The 18150-nt window shown below is 30.0% G+C and carries 11 protein-coding genes and 1 pseudogene; 2 read left to right on the top strand and 10 right to left on the bottom strand.

Going from position 1 to position 18150, the window contains the following annotated elements:
• Positions 1-258 precede the first annotated feature (258 nt).
• The 3 genes from N524_RS0107235 to N524_RS0107225 form a co-directional block, all read right to left on the bottom strand.
• On the bottom strand, positions 259-3123 hold the full coding sequence (locus N524_RS0107235) for a DEAD/DEAH box helicase (RefSeq protein ID WP_029056112.1): 2865 nt from the start codon (positions 3121-3123) through the stop codon (positions 259-261).
• Between the two features lie 2 nt (positions 3124-3125).
• Positions 3126-3518, bottom strand: coding sequence for a (deoxy)nucleoside triphosphate pyrophosphohydrolase (locus tag N524_RS0107230; RefSeq protein WP_029056111.1), 393 nt, complete (start codon positions 3516-3518; stop codon positions 3126-3128).
• Positions 3519-3667: 149 nt separating this feature from the next.
• Positions 3668-5158, bottom strand: a complete 1491-nt coding sequence (locus N524_RS0107225; protein ID WP_029056110.1) for a glycosyltransferase — start codon at positions 5156-5158, stop codon at positions 3668-3670.
• Between the two features lie 304 nt (positions 5159-5462).
• Here N524_RS0107225 and N524_RS0107220 point away from each other — a divergent pair, with 304 nt between their 5' ends.
• Complete coding sequence (locus N524_RS0107220) at positions 5463-7103, top strand: phospho-sugar mutase (protein ID WP_037555640.1); 1641 nt, start codon at positions 5463-5465, stop codon at positions 7101-7103.
• Positions 7104-7265: 162 nt separating this feature from the next.
• Positions 7266-9146, top strand: coding sequence for a glycosyltransferase family 2 protein (locus N524_RS0107215; protein WP_183998751.1), 1881 nt, complete (start codon positions 7266-7268; stop codon positions 9144-9146).
• A 49-nt stretch (positions 9147-9195) separates the two neighbouring features.
• On the opposite strand, the gene galU is transcribed toward N524_RS0107215, so the two are convergent.
• The 7 genes and pseudogenes from galU to N524_RS12805 form a co-directional block, all read right to left on the bottom strand.
• The gene (galU, locus tag N524_RS0107210; protein WP_029056107.1) at positions 9196-10062 is read right to left on the bottom strand and encodes a UTP--glucose-1-phosphate uridylyltransferase GalU; all 867 of its coding nucleotides are present in this window, start codon (positions 10060-10062) and stop codon (positions 9196-9198) included.
• A gap of 726 nt (positions 10063-10788) precedes the next feature.
• The gene (locus N524_RS0107200) at positions 10789-12147 is read right to left on the bottom strand and encodes a gluconate:H+ symporter (RefSeq protein WP_029056105.1); all 1359 of its coding nucleotides are present in this window, start codon (positions 12145-12147) and stop codon (positions 10789-10791) included.
• Positions 12148-12263: 116 nt separating this feature from the next.
• Positions 12264-13802: a gluconokinase gene (gntK, locus tag N524_RS0107195; RefSeq protein ID WP_029056104.1), complete on the bottom strand. Its 1539-nt coding sequence runs from the start codon at positions 13800-13802 to the stop codon at positions 12264-12266.
• A 25-nt stretch (positions 13803-13827) separates the two neighbouring features.
• Positions 13828-14508: a GntR family transcriptional regulator gene (locus N524_RS0107190; protein WP_029056103.1), complete on the bottom strand. Its 681-nt coding sequence runs from the start codon at positions 14506-14508 to the stop codon at positions 13828-13830.
• A gap of 251 nt (positions 14509-14759) precedes the next feature.
• Positions 14760-15455 (bottom strand): GTP pyrophosphokinase, encoded by a 696-nt coding sequence (locus tag N524_RS0107185; protein ID WP_017636535.1) that lies wholly within the window; start codon positions 15453-15455, stop codon positions 14760-14762.
• 140 nt (positions 15456-15595) lie between these two features.
• Complete coding sequence (locus N524_RS0107180; protein WP_029056102.1) at positions 15596-16009, bottom strand: DUF2188 domain-containing protein; 414 nt, start codon at positions 16007-16009, stop codon at positions 15596-15598.
• Positions 16010-16114: 105 nt separating this feature from the next.
• Positions 16115-17960 (bottom strand): annotated as a pseudogene (locus tag N524_RS12805) (FUSC family protein).
• Between the last annotated feature and the right edge of the window lie 190 nt (positions 17961-18150).

Here is an 18150-nt window from a genome sequence, read left to right as displayed (position 1 = left end):
TAAGCAAGTTTAAAATGAGACACTCTGAAATTCAAATATATTGACTGTAATAGACCAATTTGTATTTATTTAATAAAAATATGCCTTGATAACATCTTTTAAGATGTACCAAGACATATAGCTATATCAATATTATTTTTCAATCTATAAAATAAGCAGGTATGGATTTTCGATATATTTTGCAAGCACTTTTAGGAAGTCCGCTGTTCCTGCACCAAAATTTAAAAATTCTAACATTCCAATCAAAGTTCATTATATTTAATCAGAAGTAATATACCTATAAATATCATCTCTAACTGGTTGATACATAGATAATTTCATCGTTACAACTGAATTTCCGTTAGGCATTATATCTTCCTCTTCTGTCCCTTCAATATAATTAGCTGTTCCAAGATAGTAGAAGTACTTACCATCATCGTCTTTTTTCTTTACAAAAATATACATTGTTACATTATTTTCCACATGATTGAGTATATTTTGTACTTCTGGAGATTGGATTTTTCTTGGTGACCTTGTGTACCATTTCAACTCATCTTGGCTTAAAAACTCATCTTCATATTTAGTATTATCACTTATGTCTTCATGTTTATCATAAGTGATAAATATAGGTAAAGTTTGATGTTTCATTTTATAGCCATTTATAGTTCCCGACTCATCACTATCCCAATTAAGCAGTTTAACAAAATCTTCACGGGAATATTTATTATAAATAATCATCCTATTTCCACTATCTTGATATCGACGATTATTATATTTAGACAGTTCTATTAAATCAAAAATATATTTTAAAAATAATGGATTATTTAATGAGTTGGAAAATTCTTTTGTTAATTGAATTTTGTCATTTTCAATATTTATAAGTGGTTCACCATAAGTATCACCAATTGTTGATTTGAATAATGAGAAGTCTAAAATTTTCAGGGATGTTATTACATCTTTTTCAATTATATCGTCGTTTAATTTTCTCATTTTCTCTAATAATTCTTTAATGAATATGGGGCCTTTCAATATTTCTTCTAATACTAAAATATCCACTTTCTTTAAACCTGGAGTTAGTTGCCTTGATAAAAAAGTTAAGTTTTTAAATTCATTAAGATTGATTTTATCTTCTATGTATTTATTTTTTAATAAAAACTCATGATAATTTTTGTATTTAGAAAAAATAACACTAGGATCAATTGAATTTTGTCTAATAAAATCCATTAACATAGGTAGTCTACCAATTCTATTCTGAACTGTTTCATAGGCTTCTCTTATCAATTTAGGCTGATTTAATTTAACTGCATCTAAAGAATCATAAATCTTTTTCTTAGCTATTTCTTCAAAATTTATTGTAGACACACCGTTTAATTCACTATTAGAAGTTAAAAACTTTTTATAACTATCCTTATTTTGAGACTGATCTCCTGATAGAGCGACTGGTATTAAATAATTCGTTTTATAATTCCCAATAAAATCAATAACTGTAACGTATTCTTTATTGTTACTTTTCCTTAATCCTCTACCTAATTGTTGAATAAATATGATACTTGATTCAGTTGGTCTTAACATTACGACTTGATTAACTTCAGGAATATCAATACCTTCATTGAATAAGTCTACAGTTATAATATAGCTAATTTCTCCATTTTTTAAACGCTCAATTGTGGTACTTCTTAATTCAATTTTATCTTTTCCTGTTAATCCTACAGAAGGTATTCCATGATCGGTTAATTTCTGCGCTAATTCATATGCTTCATCTCTTCGACTTACAAAAATTAACCCTTTAAGTTCTTCTCCAGAATAACCATAATAGTTAGTTTTATCTAAAATATTTTGCAATCGTTCATCTGACGTTAGATTCTTTAAATCTGCAACTTCCTCACTTATTTCTCCACCAATTGAATAATCAGTAACACCAAAATAGTGAAAGGGACATAAAATTTCACTTTCCAATGCTTCTTGTAATCTAATTTCAAAAGCTACATTATAATCAAATAATTCATATATATTTAGATCATCAGATCTTTCTGGTGTAGCTGTCATACCTAACATAAACTTGGGTGTGAAATAGTTGAATATTCTTTGGTAGCTCGAAGCAGCAGATCTATGAGCCTCATCAAATACAATATAATCAAAATGTTCTTTTGAGAATGCTTTAAAATTTTCATTATTAGATAAAGTTTGAATAGTAGCAAACAAATATTTTGCATTAACGTTTTTGTGTTTACCAGTAAGTAAACCAAATTCATTATCATCAATATGAGGCATTACTTTTTGAAATTCTTCTCTGGCTCTATTTAAAATACCTTCGTTATGTACGATAAATAAAAACTTTTCTGGGTTAAACGCTCTAACATCTAATGCACACAATATTGTTTTCCCTGTTCCTGTAGCCGAAATAATAAGACTTCTATCTTTTCCTTCTTTTCTGTGTGAATCCAGACAACTTAATGCTTCTTTCTGCATTTTATTAGGCTGAATATTAAATACGCTTTTATATTTATCATTCAACACTTTTTGTTGATTTTGTAATTCAAATATTTGTTTTATTGACTTGTATTCAAAAGTCTCTTTATAATCATCAATCCATTTCTGAGTTAAGGATATACTTTTATCCCATAGGTCATTAAATTGTGACTTAATATTATGTACTAATTCACCATTTCTATGAGTTGATAACAATATATTATGTTCGTAATTAATTTTTAATGCATTAGAGGTTAGATTTGAACTACCAATGATCATAGAAGAGTAATTTTCATGATCAAAAATATACCCTTTTGCATGAAACCCTTCTACATCAGTTAAACGTACTTCCACATTTTCTAATTTTAATAATTCACTATACATTTTAGGACTATTAAATCCTAAATAATTGGAAGTTAATATTCTCCCTTTTATTCCTTTACGATTTAAATCATATAATATGGATTTTAAACTAGCTAATCCACTTTCAGTAATGAATGCTACTGAAATACTAAAAGATATACACTTTTGTAACTCTTGAACTATTGTAGATAAAACATTTTCATTTTTATTATTTATTAATAATTTGGGAGTAAAATTTCCTTGGTGCGAAACATTTTTATCTATAAATCCTTTATGTAAAGATTGTGTGAAATCTTCAATTAATCTATTCATAGCTATTCTCCTTCAATTATTAATTTAACCGCTGGAATATCTGCTGGAGCCCATGTTAATGAATTAAGCTGGTTAATTGGTAACCACTTTATTTCTTTATGTTCAGTTAAAGTAGGAACATCTTGGTTTAATTGACACTTAAAGGTTGTTAAGTTAACTATACCAAAATCATATTCATACTCTGTAGTTGTCAATTTTTCATTAATAGAAATATCACATTTCATTTCTTCTTGAATTTCTCTAATCAAGGCTTCTTCTTCTGATTCATTTTTTTCAACTTTTCCACCTGGAAATTCCCACATTAAAGGTAGGCTCATTTTTTCACTTCTTTGAGCACATAAAATTTTATTATCAGAAAATATAATTGCTCCAACTACATTTATCACTTTTTTCATATATTTCACCTTCTCTATCAAATTTATATATACATTCTATCAAATAATTTAAAAGCAGTAAGTTAACTAATAAAAATATAGAAATTTCATTGAAATCAGAAGTGTAAAAATCCGAACAAGTTCTTCACTTGTCCGGATTCAAAATCTTTCTATTTAATTTTATCAAACAACTTTTTAAAGTTGGCTGCGGCGTTTTCTTGTTTGAGTGTTGCTTTTGTAGCAACATGTGTTAGTGGTTCTCTAACTACTTTATCCATGTATTTTGCAAATTCTTCAATATTATCTGGTTCTACTAAATAACCATTAACGCCATCATCAATAATTTCACTTGGACCGTATCTAACGTCATATGAAATAACTGGACAGCCCACTTCTATACTTTCCATTACTGTTAAACCAAAGCCCTCATACTTACTAGTTAATAATGAAGCTTTAGACTTTCTAAATTCATCCAATGGATTATTAGTATAGTTATATACTTTTACTTTATCACCTAGGTTATACTCTTTTATTAAATCTAACATTAATTTTTTTTGATTGGCTTCATCTGGTCCAAACACTGTTAATTCAGTATCATGACCATAAGATAGAAATTGTTTATATGCTTTAATTAAGTGGTCAATTTGTTTTTGTAAACCTAATCTACCAATAAATACAAATCGGTCTAATTTTTCAACTTGATCTGATTCAGGATATGGTTCAATAAAATGCGGAATAACAGATATTTTATTGTCATCGATATCATACAAGTTTTGAATATCATCTTTTTGCATTTGAGTAAGTAATAAATATTGAGCTACTTTATCAGCATTTCCTAGCGCAGTTTTGTATGAGCCTTTTACATTTTCTCCATCTAAATGACTATTGTGGAATACAAGAACGTTTTTAGTTTTAGGTATTTGATTAAGCATTGGTTTATCTAATACTCTAGCATCATTAAAGATGATATCTCCGTCTTTAAAGCGATGGTTGAAATAATACTCAAATAAATCTTTTTCAGTTTTAAATGAGCGTAAATATTTATTGTCTTTAAATATTTGAATAAAATCGATACGTTTATCTACACTAGCATCATAAAATTTCTTACAATAAATTTGTCCTTCTGTATCGTAGTATTCTTCTAATATTTTAAAGTATGTTTTACTAGAGAAATAATTAATTTTATGAAGTTGACCATACACATTGTACTCATGACGTTCAATTCTTTTCTTAGATACAGGAGACATAACATCTTCGAATTCTACAATATTAGTACCTTCATAATATCTTCTATAAAGAACGTACGTATCTCCATCATAATAACGAACGACATTACCATCTTTAAATTCTTTCTTTTGTAGTCCTTCAATTTCTTTATCTTTTTCTTTATAAATTGGTTTTTTCTTAAATTTTGTCGTTGGTATAGATAATAATTTAAAATCTGAAAGCCAATCATATAAATTTTCGTATTCTGTATTTTTAGTTACAAAACCTTTTTTTAAAAATTCATCATATACTTCTTTATAATTAGCATTATAATTTGTAGTATATATCTTATTAACGATATTCATTTCCTCATCTAAAAACTTGATTCGTTTTAATAACGCTTTAGTTCTTCCCCCATGGACTGGTGGCAATGTGCTTGTAATTGTATTAATCATATTTAATCCCCATTTATATTTGATATGCTAATTATATGAGACAACATTTACAAAGTATAGACTTTTGATATTAAAAAATAATTGATAAACACTTATTTTTTAATATTGTCATAAATACTTAAATTTCAACTTTGAATTTTTCTCATCATTTTTTATATCTTTTTAATGTAACTTACAATAAATGTACTATATAATAAGATTAACTTACATGCGTACATCTGTATTCAATATACCCGTTTGATAATGATTTAAAATAATTAATTTAGATGTAACGCGATTATTTTTTAAAGGGGAATTTTATATTATGAAAGATAATTGGACTAAAGTAGCTGATGAAAGTTTAGTTAAAGACTTTTATGAGAACCAATCAACTGAAGTTCAACAAGAAGGCTTTGAAACAACACTTGCTTTTGGTACGGCTGGAATAAGAGGCAAATTAGGACTTGGAGAAGGACGTTTAAACCGATTTACTGTATCTAAAGTCGCTTTAGGCTTAGCCAAGTTTTTACAATCCAAACACACATCACCAGTAGCAGTGATTCATTATGATACAAGACATTTGTCACCGGAATTCGCTCAAATTATCGCAACGATTTTAGCTAGTAATGATATCAAAGTTTATTTATCTGATACATACCGTACAACACCTGATTTATCTTATGCTGTTAGATTTTTAGAAGCAGATGCGGGTGTCATGATTACTGCAAGTCATAATCCTAAAGACTATAACGGTATCAAAGTTTACGGTGAAGACGGTGCACAACTGTCTACAGAACCATCTGCCGAGCTAAGTGATTATATTAACGATTTAGGTGATCCACTTAACATTGAACTACCTGAATTAAATGAACAACAACAATCAAACATTTTAACAGTCCCAACTGACGTAAGAACATCATACTTTGAACACATTAAGGAATTAGTCGGTGACATTCCTAAATCAAATTTACAAGTGGTGTTTACAAGTTTACATGGAACAAGCGTACCTGTTGTACCTGACATTTTGACAACGTTAAATTTCAATCAATTTAATTTAGTTGAAGCGCAATGTAAACCTGATCCTAACTTCAGTTCTGTTGCAAGTGCAAATCCAGAAGATCATAAAGCGTTTGATCAATCCATTGAACTTGCAAATCAAATTAAAGCTGATTTATTAATTAGTACTGATCCAGATGCTGACCGTTTAGGTATAGCAGAGCGTGATGCAGACGGTAATATTCATTACTTTAATGGTAACCAAATTGGTGCCCTATTATTAAATTATCGTATTAATGAAACAGCACACTTAAACAATAGAATTATGATTCAATCTATTGTAAGTAGTGAACTAGCTAAGTCATTAGCGCGTTATCATAATGTAGAATACAAAGAAGTGTTAACTGGCTTTAAATATATTGCTGAAGAAATTAGAAATATGTCTGATGATCAAAATTACTTACTTGGTTATGAAGAAAGTTATGGTTTCCTAGCTGGTCCATTCGTAAGAGATAAGGATGCGATTCAGATCGTACCGCTTATTATTAAATATGCTTCTGAACTTAAAAATGAAGGACGTATGTTAAAAGATGAGTTGGAAGATATCTACCAACAAGTAGGACACCACAATGACAAATTATTCTCTCATACATTTGAAGGTGCAAAAGGCAAAGCAATTATCGATGATATTATGACAACATATAGAAATAACCCACCACGTTCTATTAATGGATTAGATGTCATTGCTATTGAAGATTATGAAACAGGAGAAAAAGTTGATTTCCAAACAAATCAAACCTCTTCTATTACGTTACCTAAAGCAAATGTACTTAAAATTTACTTCAAAGAAGGGTTTATTGCATTAAGACCTTCTGGTACTGAACCTAAGATCAAATTGTATGTATCATTAACACATGACGATTTTGATAATATTACAAACAAAATAAATTCATTTATTTTTGATAAATAATAAGAAGCTTCTCCAATCAATGGAGAAGCTTTTTATTATACCGCACATTTAATTATTTAATATTTTGATATTTTAATTGATAGTGCTATACTTTTAGTGATTTTCAAATATATTATTCAGTCATAAAAATAACAATTTCAAAACACTAATTAGGGAGAGAGTATTATTCAAAAGCTTATTTCAATTATTGTACCTGTATATAATAAAGAAGCATATTTAGAAACATGTATTCAATCTTTGATAGACTTAAAAATAGATAAAACGCTTATTGAAGCAATATTCATAGATGATGTATCCACAGATAAATCATATGAATTACTAAAACAATATAACGAAAAATATGACTTTATTCAGACGTACCAACTAGATGAAAATTCTGGTGGTCCTACGGTTCCAAGAAATTTAGGTATTAAAAAAGCACAAGGTGATTATGTTACTTTCTTAGATGCTGATGATTGGTTAGATACTGAAGGTTTCCCTAAATTTGTTGAACAAGTGAACAGTCATCAATCAGATATTGGATTTGGTCAATGTTATAAACATACTAATGAAAACATTAAAAAAATTGCTCGTTTTGCGTCATATAAACAGGATGATAATTTAGTTCCAAGTGATATTTTCAAAATATTTCGTGCTGTAGGACCACCAGGTAAAATTTACAAACGTTCTATTTTGTTAGATCATCATATTACCTTTAAACATATGAAATATGGGGAAGATAAATTATTCTTTTTTGAAACTTTACCTTTATGCCATTCAGCATCAATGACCACTGAACCTGTATATCATGTAAACCGTTACGAACTAAATGACTCTCTAGTTAATGACACTAACATGTTAGAGAAATCACAATTAAATTTAAATATACTTGAGCATGTCTTAAAGATGGATATAGAAAATGGAATTATGATTAAAATTTTAAGTAGAATAGTGGAAATTGATTTTATTTCTAGATTTTTATTAACTAAGACATTTAATAAATCAAAAGATAAATCATTCTTTTATAAGCAGTTTGATAAAGTAGAGTCTTTAATTACTAATGCAGGTTACAATATGAATGATTTAATTATTACTGATAAATTCAAACGTATTTATGACGCTTATCAACAAAATAAAAATATTTTAGAATCATTAATCAACTTTTTATTGAATGATGCAAAAGTTAGTAAGTATATTAAAGAAAATACTATGTACTACATGTATCCTGAAGATTTAAAACATTTACCTGAATTAGCACTCGATTGTGTGCCTATATTTAGAGGTACATATTATATTAAAGATGAATTATACGATGAAATTGAGATTTTTAAATTAGCAGAAACAGAAATAAATTCCGTCGAACTAATTAAAATTCACGACGAACGATACATTAAACCCGTCAAATATGAGTGGACAAATCAATCACTTTATATTAAACATAAAGATATCTTCTTTAAAAATACTGACTTTAATATTTCAATCACTTATAATGATTTTGAGAAGTGTTTAGTAAAAGCTACACCACCTCATTATAGCGATTATAATTATTTAAAACGTCAGAACTTATCATTAGCATTTCACTCATACAAAGATGGAGATGAAGACATAAACATGAAACAATATCTAACTGATACACCAAAGCATGTTGTCGCATTGCAAAAGTTTAAGAAGTATGAAGAAGCAAACTTTATAAACGAAATAAGTGATATTAATAAAGGCCAATGTATTCGTATTATCCATATGGATAAAAGTGATAAAGGCACTCCTAGATTGGTTACAGAGGATGGAAGTTATATAACTGCTAATCAAGATTTTGTTACACCAATCAATCTTGATAGTATTGAAGGCTATATTACAAACACTCCGAAATCTGTTGAAGTAATTAAGAAATGTAAGCTATATGAGGATGTAGGTTTTAAGAAAGATCCAGTTAAGACTTTAGAAAAAGGCACAAAAATAGATATTATTGATATCGAATTTACTAGTAAGTTAACACCTAGATTAAAAACAACAGATGGTTATTATTTAACTGCTAATCAAGGTTTTATCAAAGTTTTAAAATAATATTGAAAAAGCATCAATCACTATACATTGTGATTGATGCCTTTTTGCTTTATAAGTCTAATTGTTTAATGAATGCTTTTAAATCATCTTTCATGTCTTTATCTTTTAATGCATATTCAATCGTTGTTTTAACGAATCCTAATTTTTCACCAACGTCGTATCGATCACCTTCGAAGTCATATGCGTACACTTGGCTTTCTGTGTTCATACGTTCGATTGCGTCAGTTAATTGAATTTCATTTCCTGCGCCTTCTTCTTGTGTTTCAAGATAGTCAAAGATTTCTGGTGTTAATACATAACGTCCCATTATAGCTAAGTTTGATGGTGCTGTACCTTGTTTAGGTTTTTCTACGAATTTTTTAACTTCATAACGTAATCCAGATTGTTCTAATGGATCAATGATACCGTAACGGTGTGTATCTTCTGGTGCTACTTCTTGCACACCAATGACAGATTTACCAGTTTCATCATAGACATCCATTAATTGTTTAATCGCAGGTGTTTCAGATTCAACAATGTCATCGCCTAATAACACTGCAAATGGTTCATCGCCAATAAATTGACGTGCTGTGTGGATGGCATGACCTAAACCTTTTTGTTCTTTTTGTCTAACGTAAAAGATATTAGCTAAATCGGTTGAATATTGAACGCGTTCTAATAAATCATTTTTACCTTTTTCTTCTAATACCATTTCTAGTTCTTTTTGGTTATCAAAGTGGTCTTCAATCGCACGTTTATGTTTACCTGTAACGATAATAATGTCTTCGATACCTGCTCTTGATGCTTCTTCAACGATGTATTGAATAGTTGGTTTATCTAGAATTGGAAGCATTTCTTTCGGCATTGCTTTTGTTGCTGGTAAAAATCTAGTACCCAAACCAGCTGCTGGAATAATTGCTTTTTTTATTTGTTTCAAAGTCTCTACTACCCCTTTTTTAAAAGAATAACTGCTAATGTATAACATCATTTTATCATTAATACCACAATGTGCATAGTTTACATCATTTTAATATTTTACATTAAATTAATGTGAGAATTTTTTATATTTAAAACAATATATTGTTCATTAGGATTTTGGGATTTCTATTACTATATCTCCTACTATTTGAAGTCAACTAGTAGTATTTTACACTCAAACTTATTACCTTAATCTTCATATCATAGTATAATTTAAGTATAATATTACACCTAGCAACTTTTAGAGTGTTTACTAGGTGGAAAAACTAAGCAACATATTTTGAGGGTTAACTCAATTCATATGTTCTACACAAACAGCTTTTAGACTCGTCTTATTGCAGTAAGACGGGTTTATTTTTTTGCTCGAATGTGCTTGATAAACCACATAACAATAAATGTAATAGTTACCACAACCGGTAAATATACAATGATATGTATAGTAATATCTATTGTTATCATTATCATCCCTGCACATTAGACCTTCTTAGTAATTGATTACTTAGAAGGTTTTATGCATGAACTTCAGTTCATGTATACCATTAAGTTTTCAAAGCTTTTATATCAATGCTTCACAGTTATTCAAAAATGGTTTAGACAGACAAGAAATATATCAGTTTTTGTTGCGACCTTTTATAAATCCATACAAAAATACCGACTGTCTCCAGCCGGTATAATTATAAATATTTTATACGAATAAACTAATAAATAAGATGAAGATAATGCCTGATACCGAAATAACTGTCTCTAGTAATGACCAAGTTAAGAAAGTTTCTTTAACTGTTAATCCAAAATACTCTCTGAACATCCAGAAACCAGCGTCATTGACATGAGATAAGATAACACTACCTGCACCAATAGCTAGTACGACTAAAGCAACATTGGTATCTGACGCTTGAAGTAATGGCATGACTATACCTGTAGTAGAGATAGCCGCAACAGTAGCGGACCCTAATGCGATTCTAAGTACTGCAGCAACAATCCATGCGAGTAAAATTGGGGACATATGTGTACCTTCAAACATTTTTGCGATTGTGTCACCAACACCGCCATCTATTAGAACTTGTTTGAATGTACCGCCACCACCAATGATTAACAACATCATACCAATTGGATATATAGCTTGTGTGACTGATTCCATAATATCTTCCATTTTTCTTTTTCGAAGTATTCCCATAGTAAATATTGCAAAGATAACTGCTATAAGCATTGCAGTACCCGCATTACCAATTAGATAAATGATCGACTCAACACTATTTTTAGGTGTATCATGTCCAGTAACCAATTGAACAATTGTTGAAATCAGCATCAATATAACTGGTAATATTGCAGTTAAAATACTAATACCAAATCCTGGCATTTCCTCATTAGTAAATTCTTTTTGTGCACCTAATGCTGAAATATCTCCTTCACGTGAGTATGCTGAAGGAATGATTTTTTGTGCAAATTTATTAAATAATGGGCCTGCTATTAAAGTGACTGGAATTGAAATAATAATTCCGCACATTAATACATGACCAAGATTTGCTTTTAATTCTTTCGCAATAACAACTGGTCCAGGATGTGGAGGTAAGAATCCATGTGTCACAGATAAAGCTGTTACCATTGGTAAACCTAGTTTTAAAATAGAAACGTTTGCACGTTTAGCTACTGTGAATACAAGTGGGATTAATAAGACTAGTCCTACTTCAAAGAACAATGCTATACCAACGATGAATGCTGCAATAAGCATCGCCCACTGTACATGTTTCTGTCCAAACTTTGCGATTAATGTATCAGCGATTCTTGTCGCGCCTCCACCATCAGAAAGTAACTTTCCTAAAATAGCACCTAATCCAAAAATTAAAGCTATATGACCTAATGTGCTACCCATTCCGTTTTCAACAGTTTCCATAATTTTATTGAGTGGCATTCCTAGTAGTAATGCCGTGATTATCGATGTAATAATTAGAGCAATAAAGGTATTCAATTTTAAAAATATAATTAAACTTAATAAAATGATAATTCCTAAAACAACGCTAATTAGTGGCCAAATTTCTCCAAACATGGCAGTCCCTTCTTCCTTTTCTGTGTTATTCTCAATAAAGTTGCTCGAATTCAAAAGTGACATGGCTACATTGCAATTAAATACTGTCTATGTGCTAAGATATTTTATGAAATCAATTAATCCATATGTTGACGTTGAAAATCTGCAATTTCACTATAAGATTCTGTTAATGAACGACTAATCTTAATGAATATTTTGACTAACTGTTGATAAATGTCTACTGTATTCGGATCAGGTTGATGTTCATGAGTTGTTCCAACCATTTGTTCAATTATTGAAAAATCATCTATTTCTCCTAGTGCCTTCATACCTAGAACGCAAGCACCAAGACATGAGCTTTCATAGCTTTCAGGTACACTTAATTGTGTATCAAAAATATCTGCCATCATTTGACGCCATATTTCACTTTTCGCAAATCCACCTGTTGCTTTAATTTCATTTGGTGTTTCTTTCATCACTTCAATCAATGCAAGATATACAGTATATAAGTTATATAAAACGCCTTCTAATGCAGCACGAATCATATGTTCTTTTTTATGTGATAATGTAAGTCCAAAGAAAGACCCTCTTGCATCGGCATTCCACAACGGTGCTCGTTCACCTGCTAAATATGGATGGAAGATTAAACCATCTGCTCCAGGTTTAACTCGACTTGCAATTTGTGTTAGTACATCATATGGATCAACACCAAGTCTTTTAGCCGTTTCAACTTCACTAGCTAATATTTCATCTCGAAGCCATCTTAAAATAACGCCACCATTATTTACTGGCCCACCAATAACATAGTGTTCATCAGTTAACACATAACAAAATATACGTCCTTTTTCGTCTGTTCTCGGTTTATCAATAACAGTTCTTATCGCTCCAGACGTTCCGATAGTGACTGCTACTTCACCTTGCTGATAACTATTAACACCGAGATTTGATAAAACGCCATCACTTGCCCCTATGACGACTGGTGTATTTTCATCAATGCCCATTAAAGTTGCATATCGTTTTTTCATTCCAGTTAAAATATGTGTTGTTGGTACCAACTCTGGTAATTGAAATCGTGAAATACCTAATAAATTGAGTACATCATCATCCCAATCTAATTGTTCAAGGTTAAACATACCTGTTGCTGAAGCCATTGAATGATCAATCACATATTGCTCAAATAATTGATATAAAATATATGTCTTAATATCAGCAAACATGGCAGTATTATCGAAAGTAGATTGTTGTTCGTGTTTCATCCAGAAAATTTTTGATAACGGTGACATTGGATGGATTGGCGTGCCTGTTCTTCTATAAATATCTAATCCATTATATTGATTATTGATTAATATTGCGTATTTGCTTGCTCTATTATCTGCCCAAGTAATGTTTTCAGTTAATCTATGATGATTTTCATCCATAGCTACAAGACTATGCATTTGTGCACTAAAAGAAATCAATTTAATATCTTCTTTTGCTATGTTTGCTTCCCTTACCACATATTTCACTGTCATTAAGACTGCATCAAATAGTTCGTCTGGATTTTCTTCAGAGACATCAACATTAGGTGTATGTAATTCATATCCAATGTTATGCTTCATTATAAATTGTCCATTTTCGTCATATAGCACTGACTTAGTACTCGTTGTCCCTATATCGACTCCAATCATATATTTCATCATTTCCCCTACTTTCTCAAAAAAATTATCGTAACCAAAATCCTTCTATATCTTTTCCAACATCATCAAAGTTTAAATGAAATGCTTCTCTTAATTTGTCTGAATCTTTATTATCAACCGCTTCCACAAAAACGTTATGATTGCGATGAATACGTTCAAAATCTTCCGGATTTTGTAACATTCTACGTCTCATAGACAATAAAATGAGTGATTCCATGACAGGTTTAAGATGGTACCAAAAGGTTTTTAGATATTGATGATTAGAAGCTAAAATCATTGCCTCATGAAACTCGAAATCATGTTTTGTAAATGATTCAGCATCTTCGAATTGTACGGCTACTTTCATCATTTCTAACTGCTTTTTCATTTCCTTTGCGATAGCTTGTGTATCCTGTGTTCTCAACCTTGAAAAGGCAAACGATTCTAACATCAAACGTAAGTCATATAGCTCTCTCTTTTCTTGCTCTCCAAAAGGTAGAACCTGTGCACCCATTCGTTCTAAATGTATCAATTGGTCTGTTTGTAATAGTTTAAAAGCATCTCTAACAGGTGATCGGCTTACATTAAATTGTTTAGCAACTTGATTTTCTGTTAACCAAGTCTCAGATTCAATGTCACCATTAATAATGCCTAATCTTATTTCAGCCGCGATTGATTCACCTGTAGTTAAATGTCTTTTCCAACTTTCTGGATAGCCATATGTCATATCTTACACCTCAATTTCCAGTTGCCTTTATACTTGTATACAAGTATATTAATATATGTATCCTCGTTTTGCAAACGCTTACTAATTATTATAAGTCTCTCCATTTAATCGAAACTTTTAAGTTACCTATGTTATTTTCACTAACCAGTTATTTTGATGTAGTGGTTATTATTTTCGATAATCTTATACAAAAAAGTAGTATATTTTAGTCATTAACTTTGAATAAAATATACTACACTTCATTACTCTGTTTAATTTTCCGAGATTTCTGAGTGAATTTGCTGCATTTTTCTTTCAACATCTGTTATTTCTGTTGCACATTGTTCTAACAGTCCTTTATATTTTTCAGTATCTGTATTATTTTTGTATCGGATTTTATGTTCTAAACTTGCCCACATATCCATACCAATTGTTCTTATCTGGATTTCTACTGGTGTTACTTCTACAGAATCAGCTAAAAATACAGGAATCGTTACAACAATATGTAAACTTCGATAGCCATTTTCTTTAGGATGTTCAATGTAATCTTTACGTTTGATTAATTTGACATCTTCTTGTTTTAATAACATTTTTTCAATTACATAAATATCATCTAAGTAATTACATATAACTCTTATACCAGCAATATCCATAATATTTTCTTTGGCACTTTCAGCACTTACTTCCAAATCTTTGCGTTTTAGCTTTCCAACTAAACTACCCATTTCTTTCACACGACGTTCCATATGATGAATAGGGTTATGTTTATACATATGATTAAAGTTATCATCTAATATACTTAGTTTAGTACTAATTTCTTTAAGTGCTGATGAATAAATATGATCTAACTCAACAAAGCCTACTAAAATATCAAAAGCTTCATCGCTATTTTTAAATGTATTCAAACTATTTTTAAATTCTGTTCTTAAGTCTTCTAGATATAATGAGGGTTTTCTCTCTACATACATATTATTTCCTCCAACTTCTTTATCAATTTTATTATAACTAAGTTCATAAAGAAGAAGAAATAATTGCACTCCCTACTTTAGTCGCATCCAATATAAAAAGACTACCCTCATTTTGAGGATAGCCTTTCTAGACTTTTTCTCTATTCATCTTTTTGATGTTCTATTACTTTCGTATTTTTATTTTCTGCAATTTCTTGTGCTCGCTTAACTGCATCTTTTTTATATTGAAAAGTATCAGAAGCTTGTTTAGCCTTTTCTGTTTTTACTTTCCACTCATTGTCTTCAAAGTAAACGTGTATAGGTTCTTCATTTAATTCTGGGTTTGCAGACTGATCTGTTTGATGTTGTGTAATGTGTTTATTTTTCAATTCATTTAAATCATCTTTAGAAGCATCTTTGTACCATTTTTCAGCCTGTTTCGTAGCAATTGGGATAATATCTGATTCTTTATAACCATCTTTCAACATGGCATTAGCTATATCAATTGCTTTTTTACGTTCTAATTCATCAAGATTTTTTAAACTCTGTGGGTAATCATCCATTGTCCAAGGCATAGTATTCATCTCCAGTTTAATTTGCTTATATATTAGTATTACCACTAATACTAACTATTTAACCACTATGACGTCATACTACGGTTAGACAACCCTCAGACTACTCTACTTTCCTAATATGCCTGCTTCAATGGCATCTTCACGTGCTTTTTGACTGTTTTTCTGTATTTTCATTAAACCAGACTTAATATAATTATACTGTGGTAAATCAGTTAATTCTTTTACTTCGAGATGTGATTGTAATTCGAAATGTTTAGCAATATTTTCAAACGTAGCTAAATATTCCCCCATTAATTGATCATCTATTCTTGAACGATGATTATCACTAAGCGCCCTACTAAGCATAAAACTAATTTCTTCAAGCGCAAATATACTTGGATAATAGTATTGGATTACTTTTTTATTACTGAACAACTCACCATTCGCTGCATTATACATTTGAGTCATATTATTTAATCTAACTGATAATCCTAGATTAAGATTTTTTTCTTCTTCTTTATTATGATACTTGTTTTCTGAGAATAAGTAATGGAAGAACGATGCTTCTTTTCTCACAACTTCTGCAATTGTATTTGGTAACAATATTGATGATGTTCTTTGACCTAATATAAATAGGCCGATAGTAGAAATAGCTACACCAATAATTACGTCTACAATTCTTGGATATGCAATACTAATAGATAGGTTTTGTGAAGCAAGACCATTTAATAAGATAACTTGAATTGTAATAAATATGACCGCAAACGTGTAATTTGCACCAACAAACATTTCTGTAATTCCAGCGCCTAATCCCATTAATATAATTGCTAATGGTGTTGGAATAGAAAATGCTAATATTCCTGTAAGCACTATAACACCTAATATAGTACCAAAACTTCTTGCAGTACCTCTTTCTAATGAATGAATTGTTGATGTTCCTACCAATAAGGTATGAGCAGATAATGGAATCCAGTATGCTTTATCAAATCCAAAGAATAAAGCTATGAATATTGCTGCTGACATGATGACTGTATATCTCAATGTGTTTCTAAATACAATAGAATCTAATGTTAGATTTTGTAAAATACGCTTACTATATAAAGGTGTTCTAATTTTCGCTTCATGTTCGATATGATTAGAATCAGCATGTGCAATTTCATCTATTTTTAGTATATGATTTAATAAATTTTCAAATTCAGAACTTACATTGATTTCTTTTTTCCATGTTTGATGATTAGTTTTTGGATGTTTTACTTTATTGATAATGAAATTCAACATTTCAATTAAATCATTAGGTAATGGTCGTATATTTTTTTTCATTAAGCTCTAATAATTCTGAATAAATACCTTGAACTGAAGTATGAATTAATAATAATTTTTGAAATCGTGAACTCATTTTATCGTTATTCGCAGATGACGTTATGAGTAGTTTATCTGACGCTTTAAATGCAGATACTGCTGAATTTGCAACTTTTTTAAATGCTTCTGGATCATTGTAATTTTCCATCATATCTTGAATTACTTTGAAATCTGCATTAATTGCACTATCTTCAGCTTTTTCTTTTTTAATATAAATAGTTAATAGCACCATTAATGTCGCTAATATTCCACCTATTAATATAGCCAACCCTCTAATTAGTGCTTGGTCAGGTGCAATAGGTAAGTTCATCGGTAAACAGAACGTTACGATGAAGAACGTAGATGAAGGGCCTGCTATTTTGAGAGAAGTGAATATATAAAATGGTACTACTGTAACAATTAATAGCAAGATACCAAATATAATTGGTTGTGCTGTTGTCAATGTTCCAAGCATCATACATACTACAAACGCTAAAGAACAAAGTATTACAATTCTAATTTGTGATTTTGGTGCTCCTTTAAAGACATATATATGCGCTAATGTACCTGTGGCAATTAATATACCAAAAGAGAAAAAGCCAAAATAATATCCTAAAAGAGCCGGGATAATCATTAATAATCCTTGTCTTAACCCTTTATATGGATCAACTTTTGATTTATTAAATGTCATGACTAGCTGTATAAAACTCTTCAATATGTCCTCTCCTTTCCTTTTTATTGATTTTAAACAAAATAAAAGAACGGAATGTTTCTCATTTCATTGATTTGAAATCAGCGTTATTCCGCTCTCAATAGCGTTAACT

Source organism: Staphylococcus sp. URHA0057, assembly GCF_000620265.1.
GTDB classification, from domain to species: domain Bacteria; phylum Bacillota; class Bacilli; order Staphylococcales; family Staphylococcaceae; genus Staphylococcus; species Staphylococcus pasteuri.
Note: the sequence above shows the minus strand (reverse complement) of the source record. Positions and strands in the feature narration are given on the sequence as shown.

What these genes read in the sequence shown, in the direction of transcription:
- gntK (WP_029056104.1), bottom strand. Translation starts at nt 13,802, where the DNA reads ATGAAATATATGATTGGAGTCGATATAGGGACAACGAGTACTAAGTCA.
- N524_RS0107200 (WP_029056105.1), bottom strand. Translation starts at nt 12,147, where the DNA reads ATGTTTGGAGAAATTTGGCCACTAATTAGCGTTGTTTTAGGAATTATC.
- N524_RS0107220 (WP_037555640.1), top strand. Translation starts at nt 5,463, where the DNA reads ATGAAAGATAATTGGACTAAAGTAGCTGATGAAAGTTTAGTTAAAGAC.
- N524_RS0107185 (WP_017636535.1), bottom strand. Translation starts at nt 15,455, where the DNA reads ATGTATGTAGAGAGAAAACCCTCATTATATCTAGAAGACTTAAGAACA.
- N524_RS0107180 (WP_029056102.1), bottom strand. Translation starts at nt 16,009, where the DNA reads ATGCCTTGGACAATGGATGATTACCCACAGAGTTTAAAAAATCTTGAT.
- N524_RS0107190 (WP_029056103.1), bottom strand. Translation starts at nt 14,508, where the DNA reads ATGACATATGGCTATCCAGAAAGTTGGAAAAGACATTTAACTACAGGT.
- N524_RS0107235 (WP_029056112.1), bottom strand. Translation starts at nt 3,123, where the DNA reads ATGAATAGATTAATTGAAGATTTCACACAATCTTTACATAAAGGATTT.
- N524_RS0107225 (WP_029056110.1), bottom strand. Translation starts at nt 5,158, where the DNA reads ATGATTAATACAATTACAAGCACATTGCCACCAGTCCATGGGGGAAGA.
- N524_RS0107230 (WP_029056111.1), bottom strand. Translation starts at nt 3,518, where the DNA reads ATGAAAAAAGTGATAAATGTAGTTGGAGCAATTATATTTTCTGATAAT.